Below are 15,665 nucleotides of genomic sequence, written 5' to 3' on the forward strand. Positions count from 1 at the left end.
ACGGCCATTGACGGCCGGGTAACAGGGCAGTACATTCCCTGTAACGGCCTGAGCCACAAGCCGTTTCCACCCTCCCAAGGACGTGAGTCCAGGCCCTCCCGTAAAGGCACGACCCTATGCTCGAACAGTTCCACCTTGCCAATGAACTGACCCCCCTCGTGGACCACGCGCTCATGTGGACTCTCGTAGGCGCAGGAATCGCCAACCAGGTATTACGACGACAAACCTGGCGAGTGCGCTGGGAGGTAGGCACAACTGCCAGCGCCGCACTCACGCTAACCGCGCTGATCTTGCTTTCCCCCTGGCTCGGGGTGCTTAATCCGTTGGCCCCCAACACATTTACGTATAGCTATCTCCCCGCACAGTTCCTCATCGGGCACATCGCCCTAATCTGCGCCCACGCAGTCTTTTTGAGTGACCTCATTTCACGCATGACGTGGACCCGCCGCTACAAGGTCGCGCGACTCAATGCCCATGTCAGCCTGCCGCTCACGGTGGTCTTACCAACAGTCGTCGGACTATGGCTCACCGGCAGTCACGCAGTAATTACGCCGCTCGTGGCCGTGATCTACGTCTGGCTCCTCGCCAATACGTATTGGTTGTTCTGGTGCATCCGCACGAGCGACCCACGTACCCCGCTAATCGTGAACCTCTACCTGATCGCTACCGGCATCGCGCTCACTGCGCCCGTCCTGTCGACCATCGGGTTAGCTGAGGGGCGTTGGCCGTGGCGAATCACCGTCGTTGCCGCGATTGTCGGATATGCCACCATGAGCCTTTCGTGGACCCGCAAGCAGCGTCACCTTAAGGCCCATGTGTGGAAGCGCATCCGCGCCCAGAAGCCGCTTAAGCGCAAGACCCGGAAGGCACCCGCGCCTAAGCAGCTCGACGGCGCAGTCTAACCAGGCAGGAGGGCGTCGAAAGCATTGCTGACGGCGCTCTTACCCAGCTCCAAACTGACCCGCTGATACTCCCGCGTCTGCAAGATCGACGTGTGCCCCAAAATCTGCTGAATAACCCTAGCGTCGATACCCGACTCTAAGAGCATCGTCGCCGCCGTATTCCGCGCCTCATGCAGCACCACTTGCCGGGGCAACTTCTCAATCCCGGCGGCAGCCATCAACATGTTCCACTGCTCGTTGTCGTCCTCTTGGCTTAACGGCCTGCCGTCACGGTGATGCCACACCAGCCCATACGGGTTCGGGTCGGTATCTAGCCGGGAATGCACCTTAAGCGACTCAGCGAGCAGTGGTGCCATCGGCACAATCCGCTCCCCTGCGTACGTCTTAGGCCGCGTCCAGAACAGCGACCGGTGGCAGGGCCGGAACTCAAAGCCGGGCGGCGGAACAAACCTCCGCTCAGGGCAATACCCAACCCGCACCTTGCCGCACGGATACTCACCGTCCTTAGGCTCCCCGCAGCCATGCTCATACGAAAGCCGCTGCAACTGCCACGAGATATCCAGCACGCCGTTCTTAATGTCGACCCGATCCCACTCCAAACCGATCAGCTCGGCCTGACGCGCGCCGGTCATGAACGCCGCCGCCCACCGGGACGCGAGCTTAGGTCGCTTCGGGGCGTCCTCGTCGTCCCGCTTAGCCGCCGTCCGCAGAATGTGGACCGCCGCGTTCTTCTCGAATGCGCCGCGCTGCTGCTTCCGGTGCTTCGGCTTCTTGATCGCATCGCACACGTTGCGCGGAATCACGGACTCGTTGACCGCCTGCTTGAGTGCGTTGTTTAGCGCCTGATACGCCTTCTCAGCGTTCCGCGTCGAACCCTTGGCGTCTCCGGCCCCGTCCTGTAGCGCGGAGAGCGTAGAGCGGACCTGAGCGACCGTCAGCCGGTCCAGCCGGACATGGCCGATATGCGGCTTGAGGTACAGCCGAACAGTGCTCTCGTAACTCGTGTACGACTTCGGGCGAACCTCACGCTTCTTAACGGTCAGCCAGTAGTCCAGCCACTCGCCCACCGTTCGCACCTTCCCCGGCGTGGTTCCGACCTTCCCGGCGAGCACGTCGGCGCGCAGTTTATTGAGCTTGGCAGCGGCCACCGCTTTGCTCTTGCTGGCTACTCGCTTCTGCTTCTTTTTGCCGTCAGGACCGGTCACCCAGACGATGCCGACATGCAGCCCGTTGGCGTCCTCGTACAGCCCTCCATCGCCCTTCGCGCGCCTCTTATTTTTGGCTGGCTCGTCGGCCATGTTTCGCCCCTCTCGCGGTGCCTAGGTATCAACTACAGGTATCAACTACGGGTGAGTCATCATGAGTCCTCTAGGGACTCTAAACTCGCCTTAGCTGCATGTTTGACACCATACACCCACGTGTGCGGGGGGTGTATCTACGGGCTTTTAATCCGCAGGTCGTAGGTTCGAGCCCTACTGGGGGCACTGGTCAAGGCCGGTACCTGGAGTTTCCCGTACCCGATCCCCGCCGCACGGCGCATCGGATGCCCACACTCAGCGAGACCCAACATCTTCCCGGATGTTGGGTCTTCGCTTTTCGTGCCCAGATAGCCCCTGTCGCCAAGCCCTTCCCCTATCGATCAATAGGCCCTATCATTCGATAGGCTGGTGTGGCTTACGCCACTCCGGAAGCCCACATGGACTGCGGTCACACACGACCGATATTGCAGGACCCACGCCGTCGTCGGCGGCGCGTTGGACACTCACGAGAGGAGTTGCGGGTACCTTGCGCACCCCTGCCGAATCCCCCGACGCCACCCGTGCGTCGTTCACAGGAGCCATCGCGGCCCCGCACACCCTTGCCACCGAGGCGGGCCTGAACGCGTTCCGTGACGGCGGCACGGCGATCGATGCGGCCATCGCCGCCGCGGCCGTGCTCACAGTGGTCTACCCACACAATGTGGCGCTTGGCAGCGATCTGATCGCCCTGGTGCGTGAGCCCAACGGAGAGGTGCACTGCGTCAACTCGTCAGGATGGGCACCGCTCGATACCGATGCGGCAACACTGCGCTCGAGGTTCGGCCGTGCCCTGCCGGCTCGTGACGTACATACGGTGACCGTCCCCGGCGGCGTACGCGGGTGGGAAGCTCTCCGCAACCATGGATCTCGGCTCTCCTGGTCCGACACCCTCGCGGCGGCAGAGGTGGCCGCCGCAGCAGGAGTGCCCCTCGCCCCGTCCGCGGCATGGCATCTACTTCATCCCGAAAACGCCGATCTGCACGGCACAACCGACTTCGACCGGGTATTCCGCCCCGATGGGCAATGCCGCCGGGCCGGGGATGTCCTGCGGCAACCCGAACTCGCCGCGAGCTTCTCACGCCTGCGCGCCGGGGGCCCTGACGAGTTCTACGCGGGCGACCTTGCCGCGAGCTCCATCGCCTACCTGCGATCACGCGGATCCCAGCTCGTTTCAGACGACTTCGCGGACTTCCGTCCCGAGATCACCGCACCACTGGAGACCACCTTCGGAGACCTCACCGTCCTGACCAGCCCGCCGAACACCCACGGTTTCATCCTGCTGCGCGTCCTTCGAGCGGTGGAGCAACTGGGTCTCGCCGACCCACTGGGCGCGGACTTCGGCACCGTCATGCGACTGTTCCATCGCGCCAACCGGCTTCGCGATGATTTGCTGGCCGATCCACGCCAGGCCAGCGTCGACGCCAACGCCCTGGTGGGCGACGACCTCACGTCGTTCGCACCGGTCGGCCACGCCCGCGATTCGGCCCTCGTCCCGAACGGTGACACCGTGGGCGTATCGGCGATGGACAGCGACGGCTATGCGGTGTCGTTGATCCAGAGCGTCTTCTACGCGTTCGGGTCAGGATTGATCGACCCGGAGACCGGAATCTTGTTCCACAACCGAGGGACGAGCTTCTCGCTCGACGAGCACGCCCCCAACGTGATTGCCCCGCGTAAGCGACCCGCCCACACGTTGATGCCGGCGATGACGTTGAAGGACGGCTCCGTTCGGCACATCCTGTCCACGATGGGGGGACAAGGCCAGCCGCAGATCCTCGCGCAGATTCTTCTGCACGCCACGCGCGGCGCTACGGCGCAGTCCGCAGTCGCCGCGCCACGCGGCATCGTCGGGCCGCAATCTGACGGCGCCACAGACGATTTGGTGTCCTTCGAATCAGACTCGTCATACACCACCCGGGAGGCGCTGGTCGGCAGCGGGCTCTTCCTGCTGGAGGTGCCGCCGAAAACCGAGTCGCTCGGTCAAGCCAACGTCGTCTTCGCGGAGTCCGACGGCCGTATGTCCGCAGCCTCTGATCCCCGATCAGACGGTTCGGCCGCCGTCGCCCACTACCCGCGCACCATCAGCCCCAACAGCTAGCCGCCTCGAAGCCCAAGGAGCAGGAAAGAATGCAGAGCACAGCAACGACAGCCTCGATCTCCAGCGAGGAGTATGAACGGCGAATTGCCAACCTGCGCACTCAACTCGCCGCCGATGACATCGACGCCGTCGTCATCTGGGCTCGCGGCGGCGGAACGGTGGAGCGCTTCGCGAACGTTCAGTATCTCTGCGGCCACTACCCGTTCTTCCCGATCATCCGCGACGTCCCGGGCGCGTGGGCGGATCGCGGGTATGCAGCGCTCGTCGTCACCCACGACAATGCGGTGCTGTGCTCGGATGACCGCTTCTCCGAGCCCCGTGCGGTGACCGACCACCTCACACTCGACGTCGGCAATGGGGAAACCCTCGGCGATCTGATCGCCAATGTCCTCGCCGGCAAGCGCCGCCGAGTCGCGGTGTGCGGCACCGACACGATGACCGCACGCCAATTCGGCCACCTGGAGAAGGCCGTCGCGCCCGTCTGCGACGCTGAACTCGTCATCGTCGACGATCTGGTCGAACGGCTGCGGTCGATCAAATCTCCCGCCGAGATCGCTCTTCTCGAGCACGCCGGACGGATCGCCGACGCGTCGTTTCGGACCGCGCTCGACGTACTGCGGGCGGGTGCCCGGGAAGCTGATGTCGTCGCGGCTCTCGTCGCCGAGGCGACCCGCAGTGACGCCGTGGTTGCGAACGCCTTCGTCGCTACGTTCGGCGAAGATACCGACGGCCTCCCTGACGGCGCACCCACCTGGTCGCAGCGCGTGTTGCGGCCAGGTGATCTGTTCACCGTCGACTTCAGTGGCGCCTACCGCGGGTATTTCTTCGACCTCGCGCGCAGCCGCGTCATCGACCACGCACCCACCGATGCCCAGGCGAGCGCGTTCGCGCTCGCCCAGGACTCTGTGAACGCCGCCGTTGCCGCGGCAGTTCCTGGCGCCACGGTTTCCGATGTCGCCAAGGCCGCCGACGACCTGCTGCGGGCCCAGGATTACGACTTTGCCGCGGCAGAGTTCCAGGCCGGCGGCCACGGTCTGGGGCTCGGGTTCGAGGCCCCGTGGATCCGCGCGGGCGACCCTCGACCGATCGAGGTCGGGATGACACTTGCCTTGGAGCGCTTCGTCATTCGCGAAGGCACCGGCGCAACCTTCGAACGCAACATCGTGGTGACCGAGGACGGCCCCCGCGATTTGCACCCCGTCATCGACATCTGGTCCGAAAACTGATCCGTCACCTCGCGACAAGGGAATCGTCCATGTTGACAAACGCTCGCTCCGCCGTCACGGCGACCGCGCTGGTCGTCGCCATCACCGCGGCCATGACCGGCTGTTCCGGCGACCGGCCACCCGCCGGTAATGCACGCAACGGCGAAGGCACGGTCGAGACCGCCTTCACCACGGCCCCGGCCAAGGGCCCGATCGATCACTTCACCTGGAATCTGGCCAACGGCGAGCCCGCCTCACTGGACTGGATCCTGGCCTACTCGGACTCCGAGAACGCGACGCTGGCCAACATGTGCGAGAGCCTCATGGTCCAGAACGAGGACATGACGCTGTCCCCGGGCCTGGCCGAACGAATCGACCGACCGGATGACAAGACGATGGTGATCACCATCCGCGACGGCGTGAAGTTCTGGAACGGCGCCCCCATGACGACCGAGGATGTGGTGTTCAGCCTGTCCCGGAACCTTGACCCGAAGGCCGGATCCTATTGGGCCTCTCCGTTTTACGACCGCGTAGATTCGATCCAGGCCACCGGCGACCGTCAGGTCACCGTTCGGTTCAAACAGCCCGATGCCATCTTCGAGCGAATGCTGTCCACCGCGGCGGGCGTAATCGGCAACAAGCAGTTCGTGGAGCACGCGGGTTCGGCCTACGGGACCGCAAGCGGCGGCATCATGTGCACCGGGCCGTTGCGCTTCGACAGTTGGAAGCCCGGCAAGACCATCGAGATGACGAAGAACCCCGACTACTGGAACGCCGCCAACGCCGCCAAGGCCGACCGCGCGGCTCTCACGTTCGTCACCGACGAGGCGACCATCACCAGCAGCCTGTTGTCCGGAGACATCGACGGAACGCACCGCACACCGCTTTCGGCCATGGAACCGCTGCGCTCGTCCGGCAAGGGCAAGTTCTACCTCGGTGCCGGCACCGACTGGCTGGCCATCCGCCCCACGGAACGCCCAGGGCCCATGCAGAACAAGGATGTTCGGCACGCACTGAGCATGGCGTTGGATAGGCAGGGCATCGTCAACGGGGTGTACCACGGCACCGCCGAGGCATCGTTGACCCCGATCCAATCCGGCGCCTGGGGCTACAGCCGTCCGATTTTCGAAGCGGCAGCAGCCCAGTACGCCAACCCCGCCCGTGACGTCGAGGGTGCCAAGAAGCTCACCGCCGATGGCGGGCACACCGGACAGAGCATCTCGGTGGCCTACCCCGCCGAACTGGAAGCGGAAACCAAGACCGCACAACTGCTCGCGGACGCCGGCCGCGAAATCGGGATCGACGTCAAAGTCGTTCCGCTGCCCGTCACGAGTTTCACCAACCTCTACTTCGACAAGGCCGCCCGCGCCGCCTATGACGCATTCATCGTGGGCGAATACGGTGCCGGTGTCGCCGAACCGTTGGTGAGCCTGAGCGAGTTCACCCCGCTGAGCGCATACAACTACGGCGCGCTCAACGCTCCTGGGCTCACCGACAACGTGCGCGCGGCCTATGAGACGTTCGACAATGACGAGCGGGCTCGCAAGCTCGTCGCGGCACAGGCAGCCGCCGTCGACGAAGTAGCCATGATCAACGTCGCCAATCCCAGGATTCCGATGTACATGAACAACCGGATCACCGGCGCGACACCGTCTATCGCGTTCCTGTACTTCCCGTGGGCAGCGAAGGTGGGAGCCGCATGAGCCTACTGACGATATGCCGGCGAGGTCCGGCGTGATCCGCTTCATCTCGATCCGGCTGGCCGAAGGCGCAGTGACACTGTTGCTGTCGTCGTTGCTGATCTTCGGCGCGTTGTATCTGGCGCCAGGCGATCCGCTCGGCTACCTGATCGGCAATCGGACGCTGGCTCCCGAGGCGATCGCAGCGTTGCGTGAGCACTACCATCTCGACGATCCGTTCCTGACCCGCTGGTTCAGCTGGCTCGGCGACGTGTTGTCCGGCCGGTTCGGGCAATCGATCACCTATCGCGACGACGTGGCCAACCTGCTCGGCCCTCGGCTCATCACCACGACGAGCCTGGTGGCGTACGCGATGGTCGTCATCGTCGTGGTGGGCGTCGGCCTGGGAATCGTAGCCGCGCTGGCGCGCCGCACTGTCAGCGACGCGATCCTGGGCCTGACGTCGGTGGGGGTGGCCGTGCCGAGTTTCGTTGCGGCAGCTGTGCTCATCTTCATTTTCTCGGTCACCCTGCGGTGGTTTCCCACTTTCGGCTCGGGCGAAGGCGTGGTCGATCGTCTCCACCACCTGACGCTTCCCGTGCTGGCGTTGACGCTGGCCTCGGGGTCTTACGTCATCCGGGTGACTCGGGCGGCGCTGCGCGAAGAGGCGGCACGTGACCATGTGCGCGCGGCCGTCGCACGTGGGCTGCCGCGGCGCACGGTTGTCACCAAACACATTCTGCGCAATGGGCTTACCCCGGTGGCCACGGTCGTGGGCCTGACGATGACCAGCCTCATCGTCGGTTCGGTGGTCATCGAACGCGCCTTTGCCCTCGACGGAATCGGGTCACTGCTCACCGAGGCCGTCGCCAAGAAGGACTTCGCTGTGGTTCAGGCTGTCTCGCTCGTACTGATCACGGTGATCGTCGTCGTGGTACTGGCCGTCGACATCCTCCAGGTCCTGATCGACCCCAGGGTGCGCAACCGATTTGGAATCGACGCATGACCGCCGTCCTGCTCGAGTCGTTGCGCCGCCGCAGGACTCCAGGCAACCGGCGGGAGAGCCTGGGCACGCTGGGAATCGTTGCGGCCGTTGTCGTCGCCGTCGCTGCGGTCATCGCGTTGTGTGCACCGTGGGTGGCACCGATGGACCCCACGGCAGTCGATTTCGCCAACACCTATCGGCCGAGCGGAGCGGGTGCGCTCCTGGGCACCGACGGCTCGGGGCGCGACATCCTGAGCCGCTTGATCCAAGGCGCCCGGACCAGCCTGCTGGGGCCGACGATCGTGGTGCTGATCTCAGCGTCACTCGGAACGGCTCTCGCGTTGACGGCCGCCATGAGCGGCGGATGGGCCGACCGCGTGCTCAGCAGACTGTTCGACGTCGGATTCGCCTTCCCAGGTCTGCTGCTGGCCATCCTGGCGGTGTCGGTGCTGAGGCCGGGATTCACGACGGCCGTTCTGGCGCTTTCGGTTTCCTACGTCCCGTTCGTGGCCCGCATCGTGCGCAGCGTCGCGATCGGAGAACTGACGCTGCCCTACGTGGCCGCACTGGTAACACTCGGACAGTCTCGATGGCGCATCGCGACTCGGCACCTGCTGCCTGCGGTTCTTCCCACTGCTCTGGCCCAGTCCACCATCTGCTTCGGCTACGCCCTGGTCGATCTCGCCGCGCTGTCCTACCTCGGTCTCGGGGTTCAACCACCCGATTCCGACTGGGGTCTGATGGTCGCCGAGGGACAGCGCGGACTCATCCAGGGTTACTGGGAGGAGGCGCTTTTCGCCGGCGCCGCCCTCGTCGTCATCGTGACGTGCGTGTCGCTGCTGGGCGACCGGATCGCCGACCGCGTCAGCCTGAACGGAGAACGCCGATGAGCTACCTCCTGGAGGTCGATCGCCTCGCCGTGACCATGCCGGACGGGACCCGCGCCATCGACGATGTGTCGTTCACCGTCGATCGAGGCGAGATCGTCGGCTTCATCGGCGAATCCGGATCTGGAAAGAGCACCACCGCCAACGCGATTGCGCGGCTGCTACCCGAGGGTGCGACGGTCACCGGGCGGATCATGTTCGACGGCCGCGATGTGCTCGCCCTCGGCACCCGCGAACTCAACCGATTCCGCGATGTCGACCTCGGCATGGTGTTCCAGGATCCCCGCGCCGCGGTCAACCCGGTGGCCCGTGTCGGCGAATACGTCACCGAGGCGCTGCGCGTGAACCGCCGGATGTCGCGGGCGGCAGCGCGGGCGCGTGCGATCGAATTGTTCACCGAGGTGGGCATTCCCGAGCCTGATCGCCGGCTCGACGAGTACCCGCATCAGTTCTCCGGAGGCATGCTGCAGCGCGCGGTGATCGCGGCGGCGTTGTCCACCGATCCACGGTTGCTGCTGGCCGACGAAGCCACGACGGCACTGGACGTGACCCGACAGGCTGAGGTCGCGGCGATCCTGCGAAAGGCGTGCCACGATCGCGATCTGGGATTGGTGTTCATCACGCACGACCTTGAACTGGCCGGCGCCCTGTGCGACCGCGTATGCGTCATGTACCGCGGACGTATCGTCGAGCAGGTCGAGGCCGATCGACTTCACACCGACGCCACCCACCCCTACACGATCGCGTTGCTGCGCTCACGGCCGTCGGTCGACGAACGCTCACAACGGCTTCCGGTCATCACTGCCGCCGACCGTGAAACCTTCGAATCCGCACTGGAGGAAACCTCCCCATGACCGAAGGCGTTGAACCCCTGGCACTCATCGAGGTGACCGACGTATCGCGGATCTTCAGCCGTCGCGGCGTCGACACCCGCGCCCTCGACTCTGTCTCCTGCCAGATGACCGCGGGCCGCGATCTCGGCATTGTCGGTGAATCCGGTTCCGGGAAGACCACTCTGGCACGAATCATCATGGGTCTGGAAACGGCGACCGCTGGGACGGTACGTGTCCTGGGCGAAGACCTGACCCGCCCCGCGCGCCGACAACGCGAGCGACTGCGGCGCGCCCGGCTGGTGCAGATGGTCTATCAGGACCCGTACGGCTCGCTCGACCCGCGCTCGACCGTGCGCGCCTGCCTCGACGAGGTACTGCGCCTGCATCCCCCAGCCGACGGAGCATCCCGGTCTGACCGGATCAGCAGACTCGCCGACCTGGTGGGACTGTCGGCCACGCAGCTGGACCGCACACCGCGGGAACTCTCCGGCGGTCAGTGCCAGCGGGTCGCGATCGCCCGTGCGCTGGCGGTCGAGCCTCGGATCATCGTCCTCGACGAAGCCGTTGCAGCACTGGATATCTCGATTCAGGCGCAGATCCTCAACCTGCTCGCCGACCTGCGCGACGAGCTCGGTACGGCCTACCTGCTGATCTCGCACGACCTCGGTGTCGTCCGTCAGCTGACTGACGACGTCGTCGTCATGCATCGCGGCCGTATCGTCGAATCGGGAAGCACCGAACAGGTTCTGAGCAATCCGCGGCAGGCTTACACCCAGCGACTCAAGGCCAGCATACCCAGCGAGCGGTGGCGTGAGCCCGGGGTACTGGAACTGCTCGGAGCCGGGGACTGAAATGGGCGGCGCTAGACAAGCGCCGACGTCCGCTCCCAATAGCGGTGCCCCACCAGCGCGGTCACGAGTGTGACGACCGCCGCCACATACACCGGAACGCTGATGTGCAACTTCATCATCAGGCCACCGAAGAGCGCACCGGCGAAAATCGCCACCACAGCCCACAGCCGCCGGTGGGTGAACCAGACCAACCCACCCTTGAACAGGGTCTCGCTGGCGTATGAAGTGAGGGTCGACGTCACCACCACCGTGGTCATGTCGATCACCGCGAGGAACCGCGCGGTCGACGCCTGGGCTCCCATGACGACGGCGATGGTCGCCGCCGCGGCGATACCGGCCAGCGACTGCCCAGGCATGGGTACTCGCAGCAGAACGGTCGCGACCACCGCGAGCACTACGGCGTTGACACAGACGATCGCCGTGATGACGCCGCTCCATCCGCGGTCGCGGCCGCGGATGAACCTCCCGACGATGGCCGCCCCCAGCACGTAGCCGATCAGCGCGATCAGCGGCCCAGCGACCGGCAGGCCCTCCTCAGCGGCGATGCCCATGCCGAGGATGACGATGTTGCCCGTCATATTGCCGGTGAAGACGCGGTCCAGGCCCAGGTAGCCGACAGCGTCGAGGGCACCGGTCACCACGGTCAGCGTCATCATCAGCCACAGGTGCAGATGGCGATGCACAAACGGTCGCGAATTCGCCTGCTTCAAAGTCATTTCGCCACGCACCGGATCGCGCGGTGGCGGGCGTACCGCCCCGCGACGGCCGGGCCGTCGGCACGGAATGCGCCCATCGCCGCTTCCGTCGCCAAGCTGCGCGATGTCGCGATGACACCGAAGAATGCGGATGACCCGTCGGATATGGGCACGGCTGAACTATCCCCTCGTGCGGAATTACGTCTATCGAACGATAGGCCACTATCGGTCGATAGGGAACTCCAAGGGCGGGATCTTGTCCCCTACGGTCGGCTAATTCGCCTTGGCCAGCTCGAGATCACGGAGTCGAACAGCGGTCGCTTCTCGGATATCTGCCAACCGCGACTGGTCGACGAGCAGCGAGCGCACGACGAAATCGGCCGCCTGCAGCGGACGTTCGTGACGCATCTGCCCGGACGGACCCCCCTGCTCGCGCAAAGTCTCGAACAGCACGCCGTTGATGGCCCTCAGCACGAAACTCGGTTCAAACGCCACGAATTCATGTGCCCGGCGGCCACCATCGATCACGCGCTCGACCTGATCGTGAAACAGCGCAATGCCTTCACGTTCGGCCTCGAAGTCGTCCAGGGCGAGTACGGCGTCCTGGTACAACCCACGGGCGTCGAACGGTTGCAACAGGATCTCACGCACGTCGCACGCTATGGCGAGGTGCAGCTTCTCAGCCCAACTCGATTGCTCGTTCAGCCGCTGGTTCATCCGGTCGATCGACGGACCGAGATCGAGTTCGATCAAGGCGCGGAAGATCTCATGCTTGGCCTGAAAGTGGTGGAACAGCGAGGGCTGCCGGATCTGGACAGCCTCGGCGATGTCGCGCGTCGAGGTACCGAAGTATCCGCGTTGAGCGAACAGTATCGACGCCGCCAGTAGGATCCGGCCGCGCGTCGAGGACCAATCGACCGCCTTTGACTCCGTGCCCTGCCCGTATTTCACCTGTCAACTGTGACACACAGCTCCCCAGTGCCGACCTCCCCGGGAAAGTCGGTACCCGTCACCGACGCTCATCGCGCCGATCGAATTCTCCGCTCGTCAGCAAAGTGGCGCCCGCGCATCACGCACTCCGCGCACCCCCGGTTTACGCGCTCCGCGCGGTCGCGATCTCGTCGGCCAGCGGTGCGATCGCGGCGATGATCTGCCCCACGGTCGACTCGGGCACCCCGGCCTCGGCGAGGCTGCCTCCCAGGTGGCCGGCCACAAGGTTGAAATGGTGCATGGTGATGCCACGGCCCTGGTGGACCTGACGCATCGCTGCGCCGCTGTACTCCACGGGTCCACCCAATGCGGCGGCGAAGAACTCCACCTGCCTGCCCTTGAGCCGGCCCATGTTGGTTCCGGTGAAAAACCCGGACAACTGGTCGTCCGCCAGCACCCGCCGGTAGAAGTCGTCGACGACGGTCTCGAGTGCCTCGGCCCCGCCGATCTGGTCATAGATGGTCGTCATGGCGTCAGCATCGAGGAACGCCGTTGCCCTGCAATTACCGCCGCGTAGCCGCTCCGCTACAGCGGCCTCACAGTTACGGGGTATGCGTGAGCGCAACGGACCACTCCCGTTTATCGTTATGGCCGGGGGTCGTCAGCAGTTGGAACGAAGGAGTCACCGAATGTTGTCCCGGCGCCCGCGCACTCGAGTCATGGTCACCACGATCGGTGCCGCCGCGCTGGCCGCGAGCGCCGCATTCGGGGTCGCCCCGGCCCACGCGGACGCTCAGGATGACCAGTTCTTCACCATCGTCAAAGACCTGAACATCCCCACCAACTCGGCCGAGGAGGCCGGCCAGGTCGGCCGCGGAGTCTGTGACGCGCTCACGAAGGGCAAGATCGAGCCCGCACGTACAGTGCGGGGAGTCATCAGCCAGCTGATGAACCAGGCCGGCATCGACAAGCACCAAGCCGCCAACCTGGTGCGGGGTGCGGTCAAGGTTTACTGCCCGCAGAACGCGGCGTTCGTCGGGCGCTGAAGCCCTCAGACCTCGGGGCAGTAGTGCATCCCGTTGTCGCGGTGACCGATTGGCGGCAGGTTGCGGGCCGGGGTGTGCACCAGCGGAGCGTCGGCAGGAATTCGTCCCTTGACGCGGTCCCATGCGCTGCGCGCCCGTGGATGCATGCGCTGTCGAACGGGCACCAGTTTGAAAACCTTGCCGATCACCTTGCCCAGCAGTCGATGTATCTTCTCGTCGCGCTCAGACCAGGTGTATCCCATCAGCTCTCGCACCGCCGGGTGGTACAGGCCGACCGTGAACCATACGAACAACGGGTGCACCACATACTTGCGCTGCAGCGCCCACATCCAGTCGGGCATCTTCGACGCGAACGGCGGCTTCGGCAGCTCACTCAGGTCCAGCACATCGCGGGCAGCCTGGTTGTTCTCTAACACGTTGCGGCACATGTGTTCCCAGTAGACCTGGAACTCCTCCCAGGTTTCCGGCACGGGCCGCATGCTCATCCCGTACATCGAGTACCACTGCTTGTGCTCCTCGAACAGCTGCCGCTTGTCGGCCTCGGAGATCCCGCCCGCGAGCCGGTCCGCCACGATGATCGTGCCGACGAAGAACGTCGAATGCGCCCAGTAGAAGACCTCGGGATTCAGCGCGTGGTAGCGGCGCCCCTGAGCGTCGACCCCTTTGATGTCGACGTGGTAGTCGCGCACCTCGGCACCGGTCTGCGGCGCGCGGTCCCCGTCGAACACCACGCCACCGATGGGGTACAGCGAGCGCAGCAGGCGGGGCCAGCGTTCCTGGAAGAAGATCGAGTGCTCCGTAACCGCCGCGCCGAGCTGCGGGTGCATGTTCTGCATCGACCCGGCCCACGGCCCCTGGAGCATGCCTCGCCAGTCGCCGAAGTACTTCCACGTCAGCGAATCCGGTCCGAGCGGGATCGGCGGCGTCTCATAGCCGCCCGGGGCGGCCGGGCAACCCGCCGCCACAACAGCGGATCCGCTGGTCACGGGGCATGTCTCAGAAGTATCTTGTGTCACAGGTGCGCTTTCTGCCGGCAAGACGATGGTCCTGTTTCAAAAGTGACTACATACGTTGTCATCAAAGCTTAGGAGTAGATGTGCCATCCGGTCAACGACGCGGCCGATGGTCGGGTGTTCCACTTCAGGAACGCACGGCTCGCCGGCGCGACGAACTGATCGCCGCAGGCGTCAACTTGCTGGGCAAAGCCGACGGCCCGGCCCTCACGGTCCGTGCGGTGTGCCGCGCAGCCGAACTCACCGAACGGTACTTCTACGAGAGCTTCACCGACCGCGACACCTTCGTCCGGGCCGTCTACGACGACGTTTGCGCCCGGGCGATGTCAGCGCTGACCACCGCCGTCACCCCCCGCGACGCGGTGGAACGATTCGTCGCACTCATGGTCGACGACCCCACCCGCGGCCGCGTGCTGCTGCTGGCCCCCGAATCCGAACCGGTGCTGACCCGCTCGGGCGCGGAGTGGATGCCCGACTTCATCGGCCTGCTGCAACGCAAACTGACCCGCATCGCCGACCCGGTCCGTCAGGCGATGGTCGCGACCAGCCTGATCGGCGCACTGACGGCGCTGTTCACCGCGTATCTCGACGACAGGCTGCCGGCCAGCCGCGAGCAGTTCATCGACTACTGCGTCGACATGCTGCTCGGCCGGGCCGGCAGCTTCTGAGGAAATCCCGGCTACCTACTCGTCAGGCGTGCTGGCCTCGGCGATCGGCTCTTGCTCCGCCGCGGCCGCCTCATCTTCAGCGGCCTTGGCCTCACGGCCCGCCGGGCTGGCTATCGACGCGCCCGGATGTTCCTCGGTGGCGTGATCGCCGTCGCAGTTGAGCGCCACCTGGGTGACGTCTTCTTTGTATTCGTAGTAGGTGTCGGAAGTCTGCGGCACCAACTGCCGGACGGTCCACGCGTTGGTGACGATGCACTCGTCACGCGGCAAACGGCTGCCCACGGTGACCGCGACATGCGCAGTGCCTCCGCCGTCCTCGATAGCGGTGACAGCGTCGCTGTAGGTCTGCCCCACCACGTCCGGTGCCGCTTGAGCCGCCCCCGCGCCCACGACCGCGAACGCAAAACCCGCCGCGGATACACCGATGACACTTCCGAACCCGATCGCGATCTTCATCTAGCCCGACCTTCCCCGTCCGGTGATCTCTCCCGGAGAGGTGGGGTGCCAGCGTTTACGCCCGCGTTTGTCAGCCGCCCCTCGTTCCGCGGCAAGGTGCCACAGAAGACTCTTTGGGA

General features: G+C 65.2%; 17 protein-coding genes. 10 read left to right on the forward strand and 7 right to left on the reverse strand.

Going from position 1 to position 15,665, the window contains the following annotated elements; all coding sequences use genetic code 11:
- The first annotated feature begins 116 nt into the window (after positions 1-116).
- The gene (locus EH231_RS18145) at positions 117-902 is read left to right on the forward strand and encodes a hypothetical protein (RefSeq protein ID WP_124713005.1); all 786 of its coding nucleotides are present in this window, start codon (positions 117-119) and stop codon (positions 900-902) included.
- Here EH231_RS18145 and EH231_RS18150 read toward each other — a convergent pair.
- The gene (locus EH231_RS18150) at positions 899-2,200 is read right to left on the reverse strand and encodes a tyrosine-type recombinase/integrase (RefSeq protein ID WP_124713006.1); all 1,302 of its coding nucleotides are present in this window, start codon (positions 2,198-2,200) and stop codon (positions 899-901) included. The two genes, EH231_RS18145 and EH231_RS18150, sit on opposite strands and share 4 nt — an antisense overlap.
- 487 nt (positions 2,201-2,687) lie before the next feature.
- Here EH231_RS18150 and EH231_RS18155 point away from each other — a divergent pair, with 487 nt between their 5' ends.
- Genes EH231_RS18155 through EH231_RS18185 form a run of 7 tightly spaced genes read left to right on the forward strand, consistent with a single transcriptional unit; the run spans position 2,688 to position 10,738 of the window.
- The gene (locus tag EH231_RS18155) at positions 2,688-4,298 is read left to right on the forward strand and encodes a gamma-glutamyltransferase family protein (RefSeq protein ID WP_234940017.1); all 1,611 of its coding nucleotides are present in this window, start codon (positions 2,688-2,690) and stop codon (positions 4,296-4,298) included.
- Positions 4,299-4,327: 29 nt separating this feature from the next.
- A complete protein-coding gene (locus EH231_RS18160; RefSeq protein WP_090426709.1) occupies positions 4,328-5,524 on the forward strand; it encodes a M24 family metallopeptidase in 1,197 nt (398 codons plus the stop codon).
- 29 nt (positions 5,525-5,553) lie between these two features.
- Entirely contained in the window at positions 5,554-7,206 is a 1,653-nt protein-coding gene (locus EH231_RS18165) for an ABC transporter substrate-binding protein (protein ID WP_090426707.1), read from the forward strand.
- A 31-nt stretch (positions 7,207-7,237) separates the two neighbouring features.
- Positions 7,238-8,188, forward strand: a complete 951-nt coding sequence (locus EH231_RS18170) for an ABC transporter permease (RefSeq protein ID WP_205264740.1) — start codon at positions 7,238-7,240, stop codon at positions 8,186-8,188.
- The gene (locus EH231_RS18175) at positions 8,185-9,057 is read left to right on the forward strand and encodes an ABC transporter permease (RefSeq protein ID WP_090426700.1); all 873 of its coding nucleotides are present in this window, start codon (positions 8,185-8,187) and stop codon (positions 9,055-9,057) included. The genes EH231_RS18170 and EH231_RS18175 overlap by 4 nt, the downstream gene beginning before the upstream one ends.
- Positions 9,054-9,908: an ABC transporter ATP-binding protein gene (locus EH231_RS18180; RefSeq protein ID WP_124713008.1), complete on the forward strand. Its 855-nt coding sequence runs from the start codon at positions 9,054-9,056 to the stop codon at positions 9,906-9,908. Before EH231_RS18175 ends, EH231_RS18180 begins: the two co-directional genes overlap by 4 nt.
- Positions 9,905-10,738: an ABC transporter ATP-binding protein gene (locus EH231_RS18185; protein ID WP_124713009.1), complete on the forward strand. Its 834-nt coding sequence runs from the start codon at positions 9,905-9,907 to the stop codon at positions 10,736-10,738. The genes EH231_RS18180 and EH231_RS18185 overlap by 4 nt, the downstream gene beginning before the upstream one ends.
- 11 nt (positions 10,739-10,749) lie before the next feature.
- On the opposite strand, the gene EH231_RS18190 is transcribed toward EH231_RS18185, so the two are convergent.
- From EH231_RS18190 to EH231_RS18200, 4 genes are all read right to left on the reverse strand, one after another.
- Positions 10,750-11,454 (reverse strand): YoaK family protein, encoded by a 705-nt coding sequence (locus tag EH231_RS18190; protein WP_241177762.1) that lies wholly within the window; start codon positions 11,452-11,454, stop codon positions 10,750-10,752.
- Entirely contained in the window at positions 11,451-11,606 is a 156-nt protein-coding gene (locus EH231_RS33925) for a hypothetical protein (protein WP_164480936.1), read from the reverse strand. The genes EH231_RS18190 and EH231_RS33925 overlap by 4 nt, the downstream gene beginning before the upstream one ends.
- A 100-nt stretch (positions 11,607-11,706) precedes the next feature.
- A complete protein-coding gene (locus tag EH231_RS18195) occupies positions 11,707-12,384 on the reverse strand; it encodes a TetR/AcrR family transcriptional regulator (protein WP_090426692.1) in 678 nt (225 codons plus the stop codon).
- A gap of 142 nt (positions 12,385-12,526) precedes the next feature.
- Positions 12,527-12,892 (reverse strand): group I truncated hemoglobin, encoded by a 366-nt coding sequence (locus tag EH231_RS18200; RefSeq protein WP_090426691.1) that lies wholly within the window; start codon positions 12,890-12,892, stop codon positions 12,527-12,529.
- Between the two features lie 190 nt (positions 12,893-13,082).
- Here EH231_RS18200 and EH231_RS18205 point away from each other — a divergent pair, with 190 nt between their 5' ends.
- A complete protein-coding gene (locus EH231_RS18205) occupies positions 13,083-13,409 on the forward strand; it encodes a DUF732 domain-containing protein (protein WP_234927289.1) in 327 nt (108 codons plus the stop codon).
- A 5-nt stretch (positions 13,410-13,414) separates the two neighbouring features.
- Here the strand turns inward: EH231_RS18205 and EH231_RS18210 are convergent, their stop codons facing one another.
- Entirely contained in the window at positions 13,415-14,425 is a 1,011-nt protein-coding gene (locus EH231_RS18210; protein ID WP_090426685.1) for an oxygenase MpaB family protein, read from the reverse strand.
- 80 nt (positions 14,426-14,505) lie between these two features.
- Here EH231_RS18210 and EH231_RS18215 point away from each other — a divergent pair, with 80 nt between their 5' ends.
- Positions 14,506-15,090 carry a TetR/AcrR family transcriptional regulator gene (locus EH231_RS18215; protein ID WP_090426682.1) on the forward strand — a complete coding sequence of 195 codons (585 nt, stop codon included), beginning with the start codon at positions 14,506-14,508 and terminating at the stop codon, positions 15,088-15,090.
- A gap of 15 nt (positions 15,091-15,105) precedes the next feature.
- On the opposite strand, the gene EH231_RS18220 is transcribed toward EH231_RS18215, so the two are convergent.
- Complete coding sequence (locus tag EH231_RS18220; protein ID WP_090426679.1) at positions 15,106-15,546, reverse strand: hypothetical protein; 441 nt, start codon at positions 15,544-15,546, stop codon at positions 15,106-15,108.
- Positions 15,547-15,665: the final 119 nt, after the last annotated feature.

Origin of the sequence: Mycolicibacterium nivoides, from assembly GCF_003855255.1 — a bacterium.
GTDB lineage: Bacteria > Actinomycetota > Actinomycetes > Mycobacteriales > Mycobacteriaceae > Mycobacterium > Mycobacterium nivoides.